Origin of the sequence: Bacillus sp. RCC_6_1 (assembly GCF_041360755.1) — a bacterium.
Lineage (GTDB): Bacteria > Bacillota > Bacilli > Bacillales > Bacillaceae_G > Bacillus_A > Bacillus_A cereus.
Genome location: NZ_JBFUPV010000005.1, coordinates 96,219 through 114,056, shown reverse-complemented (window position 1 = coordinate 114,056; position 17,838 = coordinate 96,219). Strand labels below are relative to the sequence as shown.

Sequence of the window (17,838 nt, the reverse complement as noted above, 5' to 3'; positions counted from 1 at the left end):
CCTACTCGTACATTTATATGGAAATCACACCAATTTTGAGTAAGAACACATAATTTTTACTATAAATACATATAACAATTTCATCTTTCATAAAAAAAACGTTATAATGAGGTGTAGCCTCTACGATTACGTTATAAAGGAGATTAAAATTATGGCTAAAATTAAAGTGTACCAAGCAAAAGAAGAAAATATGGATGCAGTAAAAAATATCATTGATGTTGAGGAACAAAACCCAACTGCTGAAAATTTACAAAATCTATATGCGTGTGTATTAGATACTGAAGATATGGCATTGCCTGAATCATATATTGAAGAAGATATCTTAATTGATTCTATTGAAGTTATGGTTAACGCTTCTCAAAGCAAAGTAAGAGACTTAGGCGCATACGATGTAATCGAAGTTCAAAACAAAGGCAAGAAAACGCAAATTTTATTACTTGCAGACGAAGAATACGAAATTATCGAAGGCTAATCTAACACCGTACATACGAAAAAGCTCCTTTCCAATTGGAAAGGAGCTTTTTCATTACGCTTTTGATGTTTCACTCTTTTTATTCATTTGTTCTTTCTTAATTACCATACGCTCATTTCCCATAAAGAAAATGAACATGAATGCTAATCCAGCTGGTACCAATGCCCACATGAATGTTTGAACAATTGAACTAGAAAGAGCGTCAATAATCTTATCTAATATTTGCGGAGGGATTTGAGATCTTGCCGATTCTGATAAAATGGCTCTTGAATCCCCTAATTTTGTATTCATTCCCCCGCTCATCCCTTTAAATGCTTCTTCTAATTGATCTTGGAAACCTGTTCTTTGGATCATTCCGAAGATTGTAATACCTAGTGTCATTCCTAATGAACGAATGAAGTTACTCGTTGAAGTTGCAGATCCACGCTGTTCCATACCGAAGTTATGAATTGAAGCCATACTTAGTACAGAGAATGAGAAACCTACTCCAAATCCGATAATAATCATATAAACCGTTAATAATGCACGACTTGTTTCTGGCGTTAATGTACTTAATAAGAATAATCCGATTAACATAATAACAGCAGAAATAATCATAATGTTTCGGTAGCTCAGCTTAGTCGTTAAAAATCCACCTAACTGCGCTGTTACGACTGATCCTAGCATCATAGGTAAAAGTAATAATCCTGAGTTTGTTGCAGTCCCGCCGTATACACCTTGAATGAATAACGGAATGTAAACAGTTGCTGACATAAATGCAGCACCGTAACATAATGCAATAATTGTACTCATTCCGAATAAGCGCTGCTTAAACATCTCAAATGAAATAATTGGTTCTTCTACTTTTCGTTCAATAAAAATGAATGCGATGATTAAAATAGCGAATCCACCAAATAAACTTAAAATAAAGCTAGAATCCCAATCATATTTTTGTCCGCCTAGTTCAAGCGCAAACATTAAAGAAACTACTGCACCAACTAAAGTAATTGCGCCAAACCAATCAATCTTTTGCTTTCTATGAACGCGTGATTCTTTATAAAAGAATGTAATAAAAATAAGTGCTAAAATGCCAAGTGGTAAGTTAATATAAAATACCCAGTGCCAGCTAATGTAATCGGTAATATATGCGCCAAGTAATGGCCCGAAAATACTAGATAATCCAAATACAGCTCCGAATAAACCACCCATTTTCCCGCGTTTTTCAGGTGGAAAAATATCAAAAACGATAGTAAACGCGATCGGCACTAATGCCCCGCCGCCAATACCTTGAATGGCACGATAAATACCTAACTGTGTAATATTTTCAGCAGTACCACAAAGTGCCGAACCAATCATAAAGACAATTAAACCGAAAATAAAGAATCTCTTTCTACCATACATATCTGATAGCTTACCGAAAATAGGCATGCCTGCCATTTCTGCGACCATATAGGCAGAAACGACCCATACAAAGTTTTCGAGGCCTCCTAAGTCACCAACGATTGTTCCCATCGCCGTTACGACAATGGTATTATCCATCGATGCCATTAAAATACCTAGCAATAAGCCCGCCACAACAAAGCCGAGCTTATTATTCTTCTCAACCATATCTCTTGCTCTCCCTCATACTACTTATATTTGTTTATGTTCTTTTACGACTGCATTACCTTTTTGATTAAAACTAGTATGATATTCTACAACACTAATTTCACATCCAGGACCAATTGTGACGTTGTTGCCTCTTACAACTTCAGCAATCGTATGTTCTAAATAGATATCATCTCCTTCAACAATTGAAGTTTGGAGGTTTCCAGCATGACTAGTAAAAGGAATAAATCTCGCTTTTTTACGAACGGTAATTTTTTTACCACCAATTTCTCTTACCTTACTGCCTTCATAACGAAGTGAGATTTGAATATTTTCAGCATTAAGTAATCCATCACTTTCAAGACCACCAGTTAATGATAAATCTTCTACTTCAATATCTCCCTTTACATTTAAAGCACCTTTTACATCTACGAAATCACCTGAAAACTTTCCTTCAATATTTATCATACCTCTAACTTTTGTTTTTTCAATATGAGCATCACCATGAATTTGTGTATTACCATATACTTTTACATATTCCGCATCTACATTTCCTTGTACTTCGTTATCTCCATACACGACATAGTTTTTCACTTTCACATTACCGCGTACATCACTCGTTCCGTACGTTTTAAACTCATTGCAACTCATATCATTCGTAATTGTTCCTTCACCGCGAATCTTCACTTTATTATAATCTCCGCCTGCTGAATTACCAGAACCATTTACTGTGAGACTATGTGGATGTTCCATACTGATTTCTCCCTTCCGTTAAACCTGCTTAATTTCTTTTACATTTGCATTTTTATCAACAGTAAGAACACCGGTATATTCAATCAGTTCAATCTCACAGTTTGCTCCTACTGTAACATTGTTTCCTCTTACCGTTCTTATGTGAGCATAATCAATATCGATATTGTCACCTTCTAATAGTTCAGCTTCTAACTGCAAGCCAAATACTGTTTTAAATAGCCTACTAAATGTACCTGATCTATGTCTTACTTTAATCGTTTGACCACCAATTTCTTTCGCTCGACATGTACCGTGAATATTTATATTAATTTCATCTGCGCTTAATAAACCACCGATTGTAAATTGTCCTTCTGAAGAAAAAGTATCCACTTCACAATTACCGTCAATTGTAGCTTGACCATTGACTTTAAATTCTTCACCAGTGACATTTCCACCTATCGTACCTTTTCCTGCAATTTTCAAACTGTTTGCTTTTACATTTTGCGTAATTGTTGCTTTTCCATCAATTCGCATCGTTTCAGCTTGAACTGTGCCATCAACTTTACCAGATCCGCTAATTCGTGCACTGCTACTTTTCAAATCGCCAGTAACTGCACCGTAACCGTTACATTCAAATTGCTCACATTCAACATTTCCATTCACAGTTCCTTTTCCGTTTAATTGCACTTTATGAAACTCGCCACCATTCGATGAACCGTAACCATTTATAATCAAATTATCTGTACGCATACTTTCTCCTCCACTACAACAATTTAGTTTTTAATGCTTCGGTATATTTCATAATCGCTTCGCGTAAAACGATTTTTGTGCCTTTTTCAAAAATTAAATCGTCCACGTTTGAAACTAATAAACATGTAGAAATCCCTAACTTTCGGACAATAATTAAGTCACAAGTTTTATGTTTAATTGCTTCATAATTTTCACGTAAAACTTGCAAGACCATTTTTCCTTCTTCTAAACTAATCTCTCCTGATTGCAGTAATTCTTCTAACATGTACACATAAAGAATATCTACAAATTGAAACTCTGCTCTTTTATTCGTTTGTTCTATGAAAAATTGTAAAACTGGTTCTGATGCAATCCCCTTGCATAAAATGTCTTCCTTTGTTAAAAGAATTTCTCTCACACTCGGCGAAAACATGTTCGCTAGTTCATCAAGTGATAAATCCTCTTTCATCGTTTGGATTTTATCGATACGCTCTAATATCTTTTCTTTCGGAAAAAATGTCTCTTGACCTGTAAACGTTGATTTTCGTACAAACCAATCTTCCGGAATTAAATTTTTTCTTTTCCACCTATATAACTGTCCGTATGAAATACCAGTTAGTTCTAATAAATCTTTTTTTGAAATTAAATCTGTACTCAACTGTATAACACTCCTTCCTGATAACAATGTAACATAACACTGTTACGCTGTAAATAAACTTTTATCACAAGTAGCGTAACAATGTGTAAAACAAACCTATTCCTACATACAAAAAAGGCTCTTACACACCTTATGAAAATGTGCAAAAGCCCTTATATATCAAGACTTAAACCAAATATTATAAAAATCAATCCAACCTTGTGAATTAATCATTATATTTTGAACTTTTTCATGTGTACTTACCTCTTGTTTATTACGATATAAAGGAATAATATGAATTTGACGTAACAAAGTATCCTCGATATCGCGTAACAGTGTAACTCTTTTCTCTAATTCTTCTTGTCTAAAATAAGGAGACAACTTTTCATGAAAGTCCATGCTGCTTTGTCCATGAATAAAACTATTTTTTGTAAGAAACATATATAATAGACTATCTTCTATTCGTTCACTAATTGTGGCACTATCATGCATCATATCGGCCTTTTGTATCGTACTTACTTCCAATAGCTCTTCTATATCAAGAAAATTATTTTCTACACGAATCCCGTATTTCGCACACTCTTTTTGTATCCACTGTGCATCTTCAACATGATCTCGTCCTGTAAATGTGTAGAGTTGTAGCACTTCATTATGATAAGTACTCCTTTTAATTAAACTTTCTACATCTTCCTCAATCTCTACAATGCTTTCACCTGCTAATATTAGTTTTTTTGCCACTTCTCCACGTTCTCCGCCGAGTTCTTGAACGATTGTATAACCATGAATGATGTTATATAACGCTTTCCGAAATAACGCATCTTGCATTGGTCCTTCTTTCGTAAGATTACATGTTATATATGTCACGTTCGACTCAAGCCGAGACAATTCTTTATTATGTTTTTCTTTATCTTTATACTGCGCCTTTACTAAAACATCGTATGTACTTACACCTTGTTCTACATTCCACAACTCAACACGATCTAAAAAAGGTCTTTCACGAAAATATAAAGGATGTCCTTCTAAAATGAACAGATTTTCATTACTTTTATATAATTGAAAAGGCCCGGTTCCAATTAGCCCTCCTGCTTCATCTTCATTCACGATAGAACACTGTTCTGCACTTAGCATATGTAAAAACATTCGATTTTCTGTATGTAATTGAATTTCGAAAACGTAGTCATCCACTGAACGGATACTTTCAACGTGTTGTAACATCCATGCGTGTGCATTATTTTCCAGCTTCATAAATCGATTCAACGAGTATATAACATCATGTGCAGTAAGTTGTTTTCCATTATGAAAGTGAACTCCTTTTCGTAAGTAAAACGTCCATATTTTTTCAGCGTCATTATATTCCCAGTGAAATGCAAGTCTTGGCTCTATAATGTTTGTATTACCGTCTACATACACGAGTGTGTCGAATATATGTTTTACCATATGGCATTCTGAGCGCATTGTAGCGTATACAGGATCTAATGTGATATCTAAATTCATTTGTACTTGCAACCGGAGTACATCTCTTCTCCCTTCAGATGTCATTTCAACCTTATGACCAAATATTGAATCCACCCAGGAATGATATTCTCCCTTTACCGATGGAAAATGTGAGCTATAGCGTTCCACAAATATACTTCCGCTTTTCACATCCCCTTTTTTCGTTATTTCTTTTCCTCTATCTAAAATTAAAGATATCGGGTGCTTTTGAAATATTAACTTAGACCGATTTCCTCTGCCGCGACCTGGAAACCACTTGATCCAATTTAACTCATCTAATTTTTTTATAATTAATTTACTATTACGCTCTGTACAAAATAATGTACCAGATATATTTTGCACTGTTACTTCCAATCGTTCTCCCTCTTTTTTCCCTTTTCCATAAGCAATCCATAGTTCAATGTATTGATCTAAAATAAACATCATACTCCCCCTAAAAGGTGAAAAATCCTCCCTATAGTTTCTACCCTTTTTCCAACTCTCCTTTCATCTTATCATTTCAATATAGAAAGGAGGAATTAATATTGAATTATCTCTTACTTCGTTACAATAAACCTATTTTTATTAGATTGTGCGGTGAATTATTAACCCGAACGACTGAATCTATGTTAGCTCTCATTATGATTATTTACGTCAATAAAATGTTAAACGGCAATATAATTATAACTATGCTAATTTTCGGATTACAGCCACTTTCAGACATTTTATTTACACTTATTGCTGGAGGAATTACTGATAAATATGGCCGGAAAAAGATTATGTTACTCGGATTATTACTACAAGGTGTTGCAATCGGCAGTTTCGTTTTCGCTCAATCTGTTTTTATATTTGCACTGTTATATGTCATTAATGGTATTGGCCGTTCCTTATACATTCCAGCTCAGCGTGCACAAATTGCTGATTTAACAAAACAAGAGCAGCAAGCAGAAGTTTTTGCTCTCCTACAAACAATGGGAGCAATTGGATCCGTAGTCGGCCCTTTAATCGGTGCAAGTTTTTATAATACTCACCCAGAATATTTATTTATTGTGCAAAGTGTAACCCTTACGATATATGCCGTTGTTGTTTGGACCCAGCTCCCAGAAACCGTTCCACCTATGAGTAAGTCGAAACAAACAGTTGAGGCAAGTTCACCAAAGCAATTTATTTTTAAACATTATGCCATATTCGGTCTTATGGTTTCTACACTTCCTATTAGCTTTTTTTATGCACAAACTGAGACGAATTATCGTATTTTTGCAGAACATGTATTTCCTAATCTCGTATTCATACTCGCATTTATTTCAACATGCAAAGCCATTTTGGAAATCATTCTACAAATCTTCCTCGTAAAATGGTCTGAACGATTTTCTATGGCGAAAATCATCCTTATTTCTTACGCCTGCTATACAATAGCTGCAGTTGGCTTTAGTTATTCAACGACGATATTCTCGTTGTTCTTCACCTTACTCTTTTTAGTCATTGGAGAAAGTATTGCTCTAAACCACTTATTACGATTCGTTTCAGAAATTGCACCTCACAATAAACGTGGTTTATATTTTTCAATTTACGGTATACACTGGGATATATCTCGAACGTGCGGACCAGTTATTGGTGCAGTTTTATTAAGTAAGTTACATGGAAGTATGCTGTTTTATATTTGTGCTAGTTTCTTATTAATTGGAGGTATTGTTCAAGCACTGTTTGTTCAAAATTTAGAACGTAAAAAAATCATGAACCAGCCTACACATAATTTATAGGTTACTACTTTTTCAGTAGATCAATATTTCTTATTGGATGAATATTAAAAAACAAAAGTGAAGTATTTCGCGTATGAAAGTATGTTTTATATGGCAGGAGACGTTCCTTATTTACAACTAAAAACACCTCACTTAAGGAAAGTGAGGTGTTTTTGAAATCACTTAATTTCTTATCCTGCCATTTTATTAATACTATCCTCTGGTGAAAATACAGAAATATGATCTACCTTACCAGTCGATTTTGGAATGACAAATTTCAGCTCATACTGGTTATTTACTTTGTATACATATATTTTATCTTCACCATTCTCTTTAACTGAAGATGGTTTTCCTAATGCTTTTTCAATTTCTTGTAATGTAATCAATTTTAGTTCTGCATGATATGAGCGTACATCAAAAACTTGTGACCCTTTATTAAATCCGAAAACAATATTTTTATTTGTAAAAGTTGCGTACATTCCGTTCCCTGCATATTCGGTTTTATTTGCTTTCCCCCACGCTTTTTCAATTTCTTCAATATCCCCTGTATGGGCTCCAAATGGTACATTAGGTACTTTTCCTTCTTTTGCGAGTTCAAACAAATCTTTAACGTGGTTAATTGATTTTTGATTAAGTGTTCTATTTTTCGAATCTGGGTCAGGCGATGGTTTTGTTGTTTTTTCATTGCTTGGTTTTGCTTCAGGATTTTTCTGTTCTTCTGAAAAATTACTTTGTTCATTTTTATTATTTTCCGAGGTTGGATTTGTTTCCTTTTTTTCGTCTGTCCCTTTACATGCGACTAGCGCAAACATACATGTAAACACCAAAAATAACATAACTATTTTTAAATATATTTTCATCATTTTTACCCCCTATTGCATCTTATTCATTTCGTTAACCAACCCATTACATTACTTTTCAAATTATGTTTGTTCCAAAAAGTCAGTGCTTCACTCTCTCCAAAAGCTTGTACAAAATATATTACAAAAGCTGTTTCTAAAAAGTAACCAAGTCTGTTATATCCGAAGTAACTACCTCTTGATAAACGAAACCATTTTCATCTCCTTATTTAAACCTTCTCTTCTCAATGATAATATCCTCTATCTATAACTTAAAACATGCTCTCACAACAGCTCCTTGAAACAGAAAAAAACCAGTAGGAAGTGATTACTCTTTTCCTACTGATTGAAATAAAATTATACGGTAAATCTTAGCTTCTTAAAAAATGTAGCGATAGTATTTTTTACAGTTTCAAAATTATAAGCAAACGTGTTATCTCCACTTAATGATGAAATACATGTTAAACCTGCAGCTTTAATAAAAGCTTTTACATCTACAAGCATAAAATTAGCCTCCATGAATTTAATTACAATCATTATAACAGGTGTTTTACGATGCTAACATGAAAGTAATAAATAAATTTCTATTATTAATTTATCCCGCTATTTGCCGGGCAGTAAGATCCCCACCTCAAAATTCAGCGGAAACAAAGAAGTTAGGTGGGGGCCCTGCTGTCCGTAAAAGCCCGATTGGTGAGGGCTGATAATCAGTGGGGATGAACACCCCCCACTGATTAAAGTTTCACTTTATTTAGCTCACAGTACACCATTCCAATGTCATATAAAAAAGCTGCCCAAAAAGGGCAGCTTCAAATATGTATATTACACTTCGATTGATTTACCATCTTCAACAATATGATAAAGTAAATGCGCTAAATGATGAATTGGACCGTATTCTTCCTCTTCCTCATCTGTTTCACCTTGGAACTCAAGATCGTTTAAGTACAGTGCTAAAAATTGATAGTATAGTTTTAAATCAAATCCGTAGCACGCAGTTGGCTCTTCATGATCACCTTCGTATTGTAACATTAAGTATTGATCGTTTCCTTCTGCATCTTCTGCGTCAAAGAATACGAAGAATCCAACGTTTGTATCTAAATCAAATAGATGACGAGTGCCTTTTTCTGTTGCTTTGTTAAAGTCCTCTTCACTTAATTTATGTACTGTTGTCGCTTTAGCATTATCTTCTTGATGGAAATTTACTGTAAATGTTTTCAATGCTGACACCTCCTGATTGTATAATACTAGCATAACATATAAAAAGGACTGCTTACAAATGTAAACAGCCCTTACATTCATTTTCGCATTGCTCGTAATAAGAAGCTTACGATGAAAATCAAAATGATCGCACCGATTAAAGCTGGAATAATTGCATATCCGCCAATGACTGGACCAAAACTACCAAGTAATTTCGAACCAACCCAAGAACCGATAATACCAGCAATAATATTACCAATTACACCACCAGGTACGTCCTTTCCAGTAATTAAGCTCGCAAGCCATCCTAATATACCACCGACGATTAAAGACCAAATCATATAATAACCTCCTTTGCATTTCACCAATCAAAATATAATTAGAAACAATTGCTTACCATTAGTTATGTGACATTTTTCATAAGTTATTCATGTTGTTCAACTTTAAGATTTTTGAGAATAATACACACAGATTAAACCTTTTTTTGAACTAACGATTTATCCGACTTGTTATTACACACATTAAGGACAATCTGGCTTCAATATTGTTCGCATAAACTCTTCTTTAAAAGCTGCATAGTTAAAACCAACAGCAATTCTTTGAATCGGCCGATTATCAAACCTTGTTGGCTCAGCTATTTTTCTAAAGTCTGCTACACTTTGGCCCCTAGTCACATCATTTGTCGTACTAATCCACACTGCCGATTTTTTATATTCGAAAATACTGTCATCTATAAACGAGATAAACGGTAGTAAATCGTGTATAGGACTTCCACCAATACCCGGATATTCTTTTTTATAGAAGTTCTCATAATAAAAATCAATCATTGGTTTAATGAGTTTCGCCTGTCCAGTTCCTTGTTTATCTATTATATTGGCCATTTCAGGCGTAATAAGCGCGCCCTGTGTTACATTTAACGGGTATATGCTAGCGTTTTTCGCATATTTCATAACAATATTTGCTGCAATTGGATCACCATAAAAATTCGCTTCAGATACTGGTGTAACATTACCTGGAAATAGGAAAGCGCCGCCCATTATATAATACGAACAAATACGATCCATTATATTTGGATACAATAAAAATAACGTAGCAAGCGTCGTTAGTCTCCCTGTCGCCACAATTATAATATCTTCTGGACAAGGTTCGATTAATTTGATTAATTCACAAAAATTTTCTCGTTTACAAATTCTCATCTCAGGTGGAATAATAGGACCTAAACCGTGATCCCCGTGGATTTCAGGGAAAAACAAAGGCTCTTCAGCTGTCATCGGTCTACTCGCACCTTCAATAATTTTCACTTGTGTAGCATAGTACCTTTCTAAAAAATAAACATTTTCCGTAACGATATCTCGTGATACATTCCCGTACTCAGCAACAATACCTAGAATATCTAATTTACATGTTTTATTTGCATAAATTAACGCTACGGCGTCATCAATACCAAAGTCTCCAAAAAAGATAATTTTCTTATTAACTATTCTCACCCCTCTTCAGCATAATCTACTATCATTATTATGTGAAAAAGACAAGGCGGTGAAACAGCGCAAACTAAAAAAGCCGCCTATTTATTGGCGACTTCAATCTTTTTATAAGACAAATATGCAAGTACATTTTTACTTGAATCGTATTTCGGGTTATTTCCTTTTCTCGGCTCTCTCATATGTGTCTTTTCAAATCCAGGAATGTCTGGCATTTTCCCCATAAATTCAAGCATTTCTTCCTCAGTACCTTCAATGCGTACACGAATCATTATAACTATTCCTCAATTCTCAGTTTCTCTGTACTAAGTATATCGTACTTCAGAAAGACTGCAACACATTTATCTTTTTAACGTTATACTTTTTTTACATATAAACATAGCCATTTCAGTATAGAACGATTCTACTTTATTATTTTTAAATTGAATATTAAAATATTCCTTCATTTCGTTTGGTGCTTTCATCATACATTCTGTTAATTTTTCACGCTTTTGTAAAGGGACATCCATCATATTACACCACCAGTCAAAATCAAACTTCTTATCAAAAGTAAGACATGACTGCATTTGCAAACCATTTTTTTCTAATAAAGTAAGCCATTCTGTCTTTTTTAGAGCTCGTTCATGACTTGGGTCACGCTTTTTTTCTATAAAATTATAAAATGTATCATATTCATTATTTTCTGGCGAAACATTATCTATTAAGATGAATAATCCATTATCCTCCAACGTACGATTTACTTCATAAATAAATTGAGCCGGACTCGTAAAATGATGGGCTGCAATCCGGCATGTAATTGTATCAAAAAAATGGTCTGCAAATGGTAAATTCTCTGCATTTCCTGCTACAAAAGATACATTTTCATGACCATTCTGCTTTATAAAAACTTTTGCTTTTTCTAACATCTGTTCTGTTAAATCAAGTGCAACTACTTCTTCAAACATAGGTGCTAACATATTTGCCACATGCCCGCCACCAGTAGCAACATCAAGAAGACGATTATTATGACGAGACTCAACTTGTTGAACTACATATTGTAAATCCAGTCCTTTAGCATGTATTTTACTATTTACATATTTATCTGCATTGCTGCCAAACTGTTTTTTCACAAGCTCTTCTTTACTCATATTATCATCTTCTTTCTATTGTTATTTACATATACGACTCATATAATTATTACAATTCTCTTAATGTATTTTCAAATCCTCTTTTCATCTCACTTCTTATCATATTTACCTTTCATTAAAATAATATAATTTTGCATTTTATTATTAAACAAAAAAAAGGCTATGGGAACTTCCCCCCTAACCTGAATAAATATTTACTACATTTTTATTTCTTCGTATATATCTATATAATATAAATCCTCTTTCAACTTCATAATAACATCTACTTCGTTATAAGTAGCCTCACGAGCATGTAAACCAAATTGATCCATACCAATCCATATCCACCCAGGTGTAAGATATAAAACATCTATATTAAAATAATCTAACTTAGTAAGCTCCGATGTAATAAATTTATCTTTATTAGCGATTTGTTTATCTATTAAACCGTATTCTTTCCCATTTTCAAATAGCGATATAAATTTCCCTACAATCGGATGTTCACGAACAATAAAATGATATTCTTTTTCCTCTATATTTACCACAATCAAACGAGAAACAGATAAATCAGGCCCTGAATTCGACATATTTGTTTATTCACCTCCTTATATAGGCTTCTTAAATATGATAACAAATGAATATTCAAATTAAGTTAATATAATGTAAAAAATAAAAAAGCTGATTTCCCTTTAGAAATCAGCCTTTATAATTTGATCAACTTTATTCTTTTACAAATTATTATAATGTTTCTTTTTCCTCATCATTTCCAGAAACTAAATTTCCTATAGCATCTGCTGTTACTTCCACTACAAATTCACAAATACCAGCCACAACTTCTCCAATTATTTCATCCATCTTTTTACCCCCTTATTTTATGTAACCTATTTGCATTATAGAAGAAACTGGTAAATACAAACTATCGAAAAAGGTGACATAAACCTTACAGAATTGTAAGCTCTTTCATTTCTTTACTTATCCCCTTTGAAACTCCAAGTATTTTTAGCAGACATATAGGCCATCATAATATGAAGCAAGTAATAATCTAGTGTCAGGAGGCGTTTAATATGTATTACGTAAAATTAATTAAAGGTCAATCTTTCTACGCTTTTGATCATCGTTTCTTAGTGTCTGAAGAAGAAGAGGTTTCAGAGAAAATTTATAATTACTTGCGACGTAATGAATTTTTTGAAGTACGTAAAGAAGAATATTCTGCTTAATTACAAAAAGCATTAAGAAAAATATCATCTTATTGTGATATATTCTTAATGCTTTTATGTGAATTTCTTCTTTTCAATAATTATTGTTGACTCTATTAAATAATCCAGTATTTGTCCAAGCTAATTCTTCACTATTTTCATATTCTAGTATATGAGGAGGTGAAGAATATGACTCATATCATTGATTACCAAGCTACTCAGCCTATAAGTAAAACTGGTGAAACAACTTTTGCAATCCCAGCTTCTCCAAATAAAGCAATTTTAGCAAATTTAAAATTGAGAATTTCAAGTAGAGATTCACGAAATAATCGAGTAGAATTAATCGCTACAATTGGTGTAGAAGGTATAACTGAGACTTCACAAGTTTTATTCCGAATTTTCCGTGATAACATTGAAATTTTTAATGCACAAGTAGGTATTGAATCTACAGATTCTGAACAATTCTACGTACAAACATTTCAAGCTATAGATCAAAACGTTAGCAGTGGAACACACGAATATTCATTAACTGTAGAAAACCTTACTAGTGGTGCAAGCGCAGAAGTTGTTGGCCCATTATCTTTTAGCGCTTTAGCTATTGGACAAGAGCGTAAATGTTGCTAAGTGAATCTAATATTTAATTTTGTACTTGAGAAAAGCGAGGCGTAGTTATACGTTCTTGCTTTTTTATATGTATCCTTACTTTCTATTAGCTTTAATCATAAATTTTTTACGTTTTGATTCACTTATTTCATCAATTAACACATCAAATTTTTGACAAATCAAAAAGATTGAAATCCAATTATGAAACACGTAATATAGACTCTGACTCTAAAAAAGTTCGTATGAAAATAGTGCATAAATAAGGAGGTTTTATATACGAGTTTTTCATTTTTAAAAGACGGAGAGGTTTTATGTTATGTGGCGTAATAAAAACGTTTGGATTGTTCTAATTGGGGAGTTTATTGCAGGTCTAGGATTATGGCTTGGTATTCTTGGCAACCTTGAATTTATGCAAAAATATGTCCCTTCTGATTTCATGAAATCAGTTATATTATTTATCGGACTATTAGCCGGTGTTCTAGTTGGACCTATGGCTGGCCGTGTCATCGATCAGTATGAAAAGAAAAAAGTTCTTCTTTACGCTGGGTTTGGTCGAGTTTTAAGTGTTATTTTCATGTTTTTTGCTATTCAATTTGAAAGTATCGCATTTATGATCGCATTTATGGTTGCTCTTCAAATTTCAGCAGCATTTTATTTCCCTGCATTACAATCTGTAATTCCACTCATCGTACGTGAGCATGAGTTATTACAAATGAACGGTGTACATATGAATGTTGGTACAATTGCTCGTATTGCAGGCACTTCACTAGGTGGAATTCTTTTAGTTGTGATGAGTTTACAGTACATGTATGCCTTCTCAATGGCAGCATACGCCTTATTATTCCTCTCGACTTTCTTCCTACAATTCGAAGACAAGAAATCAACAACACCAAGTAAACAAGCTGCAAAAGATAATAGCTTTATGGAAGTATTTCGTATTTTAAAAGGAATTCCTATTGCTTTTACAGCACTTATATTAAGTATCATCCCTCTATTATTTATAGCTGGGTTTAATTTAATGGTTATTAACATTAGCGAAATGCAACATGATCCTACGATTAAAGGGTTCATATATACAATTGAAGGTGTCGCATTTATGTTAGGTGCCTTCGTAATTAAACGTCTATCTGATCATTTCAAACCTGAAAAATTACTATATTTCTTCGCAGTTTGTACTGCTTTTGCACATCTGTCATTGTTCTTTAGCGATATAAAATGGATGGCTCTTACATCATTTGGTTTGTTTGGGTTTAGTGTTGGCTGCTTCTTCCCTATTATGTCGACGATTTTCCAAACGAAAGTGGAAAAAAGTTATCACGGTCGCCTCTTCTCATTCCGTAATATGTTTGAGAGGGTTATGTTCCAAATCGTCTTACTTGGCACAGGCTTCTTCTTAGATACAATTGGGTTACAATATATGGTTCTCATCTTTGGAGTCGTTTCATTATTGATTATTTCTATTTCCCTTTCTAAGCAGAAACATTATGAAAAACAGCATTCGCAATCTGCAAATTTATAAAATAAACAAAGAAGTATGGGTCTAATATTGAATCCATACTTCTTTGTTTTATAATACGCCTATTTATTACGTTTATTGAAATTACCTAAAGGAGTATCCCCCTTTTATTTCGAATAGATTATAAAAAGTACTCTTTATAAAAGGAGTGGTAAAATGTCTGATGGCATCGAAGTATTTATTGTCCTGCTCTTTGCAATTGCTCTGTTTAGCATCCTAAACTTTTTAGCCATTTCCTTATCTGGACATAGTTTTAAAAAAAGAATCGTGGCAGGTTTCATATTTTTACTACTGACTCCCATTATCTTTTTGACTATCGCAACATTTGCTTCTATATTCGATAAAGCAGGATTTGGCGCAGGTACGTTAGCCTTTATGACCGCAAGCGTATATATATTAAATGGAATAGTGATTCTGCTTTCCTCTTTATTTATCCTCAAAAAAGACATAACATAGGCTATAGTACTAGCATGAATCTGACTTTACACTAGATTCATGCTTATTTAATTTCTCCTAAATTTTTATATGAAATTAAATAATTCTTTAAAAAAATTTAAACTTTATTTATTATAATATCCCTATCGTATTCGCACGTTTATTCAAATTTAAAAGAAAGGAGCACAAAATGAAAAAGGTTCTACTTACAATTCCTATACTAATCATCCTACTTAGTGGATGCAGCAATAACGATATATACGGTTCTTGGGAAGTCGTTGACAATAAAAAAGGTGAATGCCCTGTATATTATAAATTTGAAACAGTTGTCAAAAAAGAAAATAAAGAGGAAATTGTGCAAAATTTAGTAGAAATGCAAACAACAAAGAATAAAGACGATTTATATAAAGGCTCATTTGTCAAAAATTCTAATGTATATCACATTGATTATGGTAATTCATTTACATCGGACCAAACTTTAAAAGTTGCCGACGGTACATTAAATGTATACTTTTTGACAGCCGAAAAATTATGCACATATAAAAAGAAATGATTACATTTCAGAGGAGACGCAGAAAATATTTTCTGCGTTATTTCACTTTAGAAATCGTCCACAAAAATAGCCCTTGTTTTCGTATTCTTTTTCATTCAAAACATGAGAAATATACTTAATAAAAACTAGAAAATATCTTAAGTTATATAAAATGAATCCTATAATAGACATTTCAATTAACACATCTACGCTATTTACATCGTTACTTTTCAAAATAGGCTAATCCTCCCTCTAAATTTGTCAATCGTTTTAATTTTCATAAAAAAATGATAAAATGTAAACATGTGTTTTCAGAATAATTAAAAACGCAGAATGAAAGCACTGTTTTTAGGAGGGGTTTTGATGACTTACACGTTAGCAACTAGAATGAAAGCATTCCAATCTTCTATATTTAGTGAATTAGGAGCCTATAAAAAAGAAAAAATTGCAGCAGGTCATAACATGATTGATTTGAGCATCGGAAATCCTGATATGCCGCCCGCTGATTTTGTAAGAGAAACAATGGTACATACAGCGAGTGAAAAAGAGAGCTATGGGTATACATTATCAGGTATTCAAGAATTTCACGAAGCTGTAACTGAATATTACAACAACACTCATAACGTTTTATTAAATGCGGATAAAGAAGTTTTATTATTAATGGGTTCACAAGACGGGCTCGTTCATTTACCTATGGTTTATGCAAATCCAGGTGATATTATATTAGTTCCTGATCCAGGATATACAGCTTATGAAACAGGTATTCAAATGGCTGGTGCAACATCTTACTACATGCCTTTAAAGAAAGAGAATGATTTCTTACCAGACTTAGAAGTCATCCCTGAAGAAATTGCCGATCAAGCGAAGATGATGATTTTAAACTTCCCAGGGAATCCCGTTCCAGCAATGGCTCATGAAGATTTCTTTAAAGAAGTAATCGCATTCGCGAAAAAGCATAATATTATCGTTGTCCATGATTTTGCTTATGCTGAATTTTATTTCGATGGTAATAAGCCAATTAGCTTTCTCTCTGTACCTGGTGCTAAAGAAGTTGGTGTAGAAATCAATTCTTTGTCAAAAAGTTATAGTTTAGCAGGTAGCCGTATTGGATATATGATTGGAAACGAAGAAATTGTTCGTGCACTTACTCAATTTAAATCTAATACCGATTACGGTGTATTTTTACCAATTCAAAAAGCGGCATCTGTAGCACTAAGAAATGGCGCTGCATTTTGTGAGAAAAACCGCGATATTTATCAAGAACGGAGAGATACTTTAGTCGATGGATTCCGAACATTTGGCTGGAATGTCGATAAGCCAGCTGGTAGTATGTTTGTCTGGGCTGAAATTCCACAAGGATGGACTTCTCTAGACTTCGCTTATGCATTAATGGATCGTGCGAATGTCGTTGTTACACCTGGTCATGCATTTGGACCTCATGGAGAAGGCTTCGTACGTATTGCACTCGTTCAAGATAAAGAAGTGTTGCAACAAGTTGTTGAAAATATTAGAAATAGCGGCATTTTCGTCCTTGAAAAAGTAGATGAATTAGTTAAAAATTAGTTCCCACTCCCCTGCTTAACTT

At 33.5% G+C, this 17,838-nt stretch carries 21 protein-coding genes and 1 pseudogene; 8 read left to right on the top strand and 14 right to left on the bottom strand.

Annotated elements, in window-relative coordinates:
* Positions 1-151: 151 nt before the first annotated feature.
* Positions 152-472, top strand: coding sequence for a hypothetical protein (locus tag AB6801_RS17095; RefSeq protein ID WP_001062727.1), 321 nt, complete (start codon positions 152-154; stop codon positions 470-472).
* Between the two features lie 54 nt (positions 473-526).
* Here the strand turns inward: AB6801_RS17095 and AB6801_RS17090 are convergent, their stop codons facing one another.
* The 5 genes from AB6801_RS17090 to AB6801_RS17070 all read right to left on the bottom strand — a co-directional run bounded on the left by AB6801_RS17090 (position 527) and on the right by AB6801_RS17070 (position 6,053).
* On the bottom strand, positions 527-2,059 hold the full coding sequence (locus tag AB6801_RS17090) for an MDR family MFS transporter (protein WP_000229619.1): 1,533 nt from the start codon (positions 2,057-2,059) through the stop codon (positions 527-529).
* Positions 2,060-2,083: 24 nt separating this feature from the next.
* Positions 2,084-2,791 (bottom strand): hypothetical protein, encoded by a 708-nt coding sequence (locus AB6801_RS17085; RefSeq protein ID WP_000400911.1) that lies wholly within the window; start codon positions 2,789-2,791, stop codon positions 2,084-2,086.
* Positions 2,792-2,809: 18 nt separating this feature from the next.
* Positions 2,810-3,520 (bottom strand): bactofilin family protein, encoded by a 711-nt coding sequence (locus AB6801_RS17080; RefSeq protein WP_001258385.1) that lies wholly within the window; start codon positions 3,518-3,520, stop codon positions 2,810-2,812.
* A 13-nt stretch (positions 3,521-3,533) separates the two neighbouring features.
* Complete coding sequence (locus AB6801_RS17075; protein ID WP_000102238.1) at positions 3,534-4,157, bottom strand: YhbD family protein; 624 nt, start codon at positions 4,155-4,157, stop codon at positions 3,534-3,536.
* 159 nt (positions 4,158-4,316) lie between these two features.
* On the bottom strand, positions 4,317-6,053 hold the full coding sequence (locus AB6801_RS17070) for an ABC transporter substrate-binding protein (RefSeq protein ID WP_000470202.1): 1,737 nt from the start codon (positions 6,051-6,053) through the stop codon (positions 4,317-4,319).
* 101 nt (positions 6,054-6,154) lie between these two features.
* Between AB6801_RS17070 and AB6801_RS17065 the strand changes: the two genes are divergently transcribed.
* The gene (locus tag AB6801_RS17065; protein WP_097999400.1) at positions 6,155-7,369 is read left to right on the top strand and encodes an MDR family MFS transporter; all 1,215 of its coding nucleotides are present in this window, start codon (positions 6,155-6,157) and stop codon (positions 7,367-7,369) included.
* A gap of 170 nt (positions 7,370-7,539) precedes the next feature.
* Here AB6801_RS17065 and AB6801_RS17060 read toward each other — a convergent pair whose 3' ends face one another.
* The 9 genes and pseudogenes from AB6801_RS17060 to AB6801_RS17020 all read right to left on the bottom strand — a co-directional run bounded on the left by AB6801_RS17060 (position 7,540) and on the right by AB6801_RS17020 (position 12,558).
* On the bottom strand, positions 7,540-8,211 hold the full coding sequence (locus AB6801_RS17060) for a YjgB family protein (protein WP_002098287.1): 672 nt from the start codon (positions 8,209-8,211) through the stop codon (positions 7,540-7,542).
* 23 nt (positions 8,212-8,234) lie between these two features.
* A pseudogene (locus tag AB6801_RS17055) lies at positions 8,235-8,405 on the bottom strand (aminopeptidase); the annotation flags it as partial.
* 139 nt (positions 8,406-8,544) lie between these two features.
* Complete coding sequence (locus tag AB6801_RS17050; protein ID WP_000959548.1) at positions 8,545-8,691, bottom strand: hypothetical protein; 147 nt, start codon at positions 8,689-8,691, stop codon at positions 8,545-8,547.
* Positions 8,692-9,009: 318 nt separating this feature from the next.
* Positions 9,010-9,405 carry a hypothetical protein gene (locus tag AB6801_RS17045; RefSeq protein WP_000847587.1) on the bottom strand — a complete coding sequence of 132 codons (396 nt, stop codon included), beginning with the start codon at positions 9,403-9,405 and terminating at the stop codon, positions 9,010-9,012.
* A 77-nt stretch (positions 9,406-9,482) separates the two neighbouring features.
* Positions 9,483-9,725: a GlsB/YeaQ/YmgE family stress response membrane protein gene (locus AB6801_RS17040; protein ID WP_000638306.1), complete on the bottom strand. Its 243-nt coding sequence runs from the start codon at positions 9,723-9,725 to the stop codon at positions 9,483-9,485.
* 180 nt (positions 9,726-9,905) lie between these two features.
* Positions 9,906-10,871 carry a nucleoside hydrolase gene (locus tag AB6801_RS17035; protein ID WP_001223680.1) on the bottom strand — a complete coding sequence of 322 codons (966 nt, stop codon included), beginning with the start codon at positions 10,869-10,871 and terminating at the stop codon, positions 9,906-9,908.
* 77 nt (positions 10,872-10,948) lie between these two features.
* A complete protein-coding gene (locus tag AB6801_RS17030) occupies positions 10,949-11,137 on the bottom strand; it encodes a DUF3970 family protein (RefSeq protein WP_000621885.1) in 189 nt (62 codons plus the stop codon).
* A gap of 69 nt (positions 11,138-11,206) precedes the next feature.
* On the bottom strand, positions 11,207-11,992 hold the full coding sequence (locus tag AB6801_RS17025) for a class I SAM-dependent methyltransferase (RefSeq protein WP_000031303.1): 786 nt from the start codon (positions 11,990-11,992) through the stop codon (positions 11,207-11,209).
* A gap of 197 nt (positions 11,993-12,189) precedes the next feature.
* Entirely contained in the window at positions 12,190-12,558 is a 369-nt protein-coding gene (locus AB6801_RS17020; protein WP_000071478.1) for a hypothetical protein, read from the bottom strand.
* Between the two features lie 477 nt (positions 12,559-13,035).
* On the opposite strand from AB6801_RS17020, the gene AB6801_RS17015 reads away from it, so the two are divergent.
* The 6 genes from AB6801_RS17015 to AB6801_RS16990 all read left to right on the top strand — a co-directional run bounded on the left by AB6801_RS17015 (position 13,036) and on the right by AB6801_RS16990 (position 17,816).
* Complete coding sequence (locus AB6801_RS17015; RefSeq protein ID WP_000291905.1) at positions 13,036-13,188, top strand: YqbF domain-containing protein; 153 nt, start codon at positions 13,036-13,038, stop codon at positions 13,186-13,188.
* A 168-nt stretch (positions 13,189-13,356) separates the two neighbouring features.
* The gene (exsC, locus tag AB6801_RS17010; protein ID WP_000148797.1) at positions 13,357-13,791 is read left to right on the top strand and encodes an exosporium protein ExsC; all 435 of its coding nucleotides are present in this window, start codon (positions 13,357-13,359) and stop codon (positions 13,789-13,791) included.
* A gap of 295 nt (positions 13,792-14,086) precedes the next feature.
* Entirely contained in the window at positions 14,087-15,289 is a 1,203-nt protein-coding gene (locus AB6801_RS17005) for an MFS transporter (RefSeq protein ID WP_000269261.1), read from the top strand.
* Positions 15,290-15,442: 153 nt separating this feature from the next.
* Positions 15,443-15,742: a hypothetical protein gene (locus tag AB6801_RS17000; RefSeq protein WP_001279464.1), complete on the top strand. Its 300-nt coding sequence runs from the start codon at positions 15,443-15,445 to the stop codon at positions 15,740-15,742.
* A 169-nt stretch (positions 15,743-15,911) separates the two neighbouring features.
* The gene (locus tag AB6801_RS16995) at positions 15,912-16,274 is read left to right on the top strand and encodes a hypothetical protein (RefSeq protein ID WP_000757017.1); all 363 of its coding nucleotides are present in this window, start codon (positions 15,912-15,914) and stop codon (positions 16,272-16,274) included.
* 342 nt (positions 16,275-16,616) lie between these two features.
* Positions 16,617-17,816: an LL-diaminopimelate aminotransferase gene (locus tag AB6801_RS16990; protein ID WP_000222700.1), complete on the top strand. Its 1,200-nt coding sequence runs from the start codon at positions 16,617-16,619 to the stop codon at positions 17,814-17,816.
* Positions 17,817-17,838 lie beyond the last annotated feature (22 nt).

Excerpts from the sequence above, each read along its gene's own strand:
- AB6801_RS17095 (WP_001062727.1), top strand. The coding sequence starts at position 152 with ATGGCTAAAATTAAAGTGTACCAAGCAAAAGAAGAAAATATGGATGCA.
- AB6801_RS17090 (WP_000229619.1), bottom strand. The coding sequence starts at position 2,059 with ATGGTTGAGAAGAATAATAAGCTCGGCTTTGTTGTGGCGGGCTTATTG.
- AB6801_RS17085 (WP_000400911.1), bottom strand. The coding sequence starts at position 2,791 with ATGGAACATCCACATAGTCTCACAGTAAATGGTTCTGGTAATTCAGCA.
- AB6801_RS17080 (WP_001258385.1), bottom strand. The coding sequence starts at position 3,520 with ATGCGTACAGATAATTTGATTATAAATGGTTACGGTTCATCGAATGGT.
- AB6801_RS17070 (WP_000470202.1), bottom strand. The coding sequence starts at position 6,053 with ATGTTTATTTTAGATCAATACATTGAACTATGGATTGCTTATGGAAAA.
- AB6801_RS17060 (WP_002098287.1), bottom strand. The coding sequence starts at position 8,211 with ATGATGAAAATATATTTAAAAATAGTTATGTTATTTTTGGTGTTTACA.
- AB6801_RS17050 (WP_000959548.1), bottom strand. The coding sequence starts at position 8,691 with ATGCTTGTAGATGTAAAAGCTTTTATTAAAGCTGCAGGTTTAACATGT.
- AB6801_RS17040 (WP_000638306.1), bottom strand. The coding sequence starts at position 9,725 with ATGATTTGGTCTTTAATCGTCGGTGGTATATTAGGATGGCTTGCGAGC.
- AB6801_RS17030 (WP_000621885.1), bottom strand. The coding sequence starts at position 11,137 with ATGATTCGTGTACGCATTGAAGGTACTGAGGAAGAAATGCTTGAATTT.
- AB6801_RS17025 (WP_000031303.1), bottom strand. The coding sequence starts at position 11,992 with ATGAGTAAAGAAGAGCTTGTGAAAAAACAGTTTGGCAGCAATGCAGAT.
- AB6801_RS17020 (WP_000071478.1), bottom strand. The coding sequence starts at position 12,558 with ATGTCGAATTCAGGGCCTGATTTATCTGTTTCTCGTTTGATTGTGGTA.
- AB6801_RS17015 (WP_000291905.1), top strand. The coding sequence starts at position 13,036 with ATGTATTACGTAAAATTAATTAAAGGTCAATCTTTCTACGCTTTTGAT.
- exsC (WP_000148797.1), top strand. The coding sequence starts at position 13,357 with ATGACTCATATCATTGATTACCAAGCTACTCAGCCTATAAGTAAAACT.
- AB6801_RS17005 (WP_000269261.1), top strand. The coding sequence starts at position 14,087 with ATGTGGCGTAATAAAAACGTTTGGATTGTTCTAATTGGGGAGTTTATT.
- AB6801_RS17000 (WP_001279464.1), top strand. The coding sequence starts at position 15,443 with ATGTCTGATGGCATCGAAGTATTTATTGTCCTGCTCTTTGCAATTGCT.
- AB6801_RS16995 (WP_000757017.1), top strand. The coding sequence starts at position 15,912 with ATGAAAAAGGTTCTACTTACAATTCCTATACTAATCATCCTACTTAGT.
- AB6801_RS16990 (WP_000222700.1), top strand. The coding sequence starts at position 16,617 with ATGACTTACACGTTAGCAACTAGAATGAAAGCATTCCAATCTTCTATA.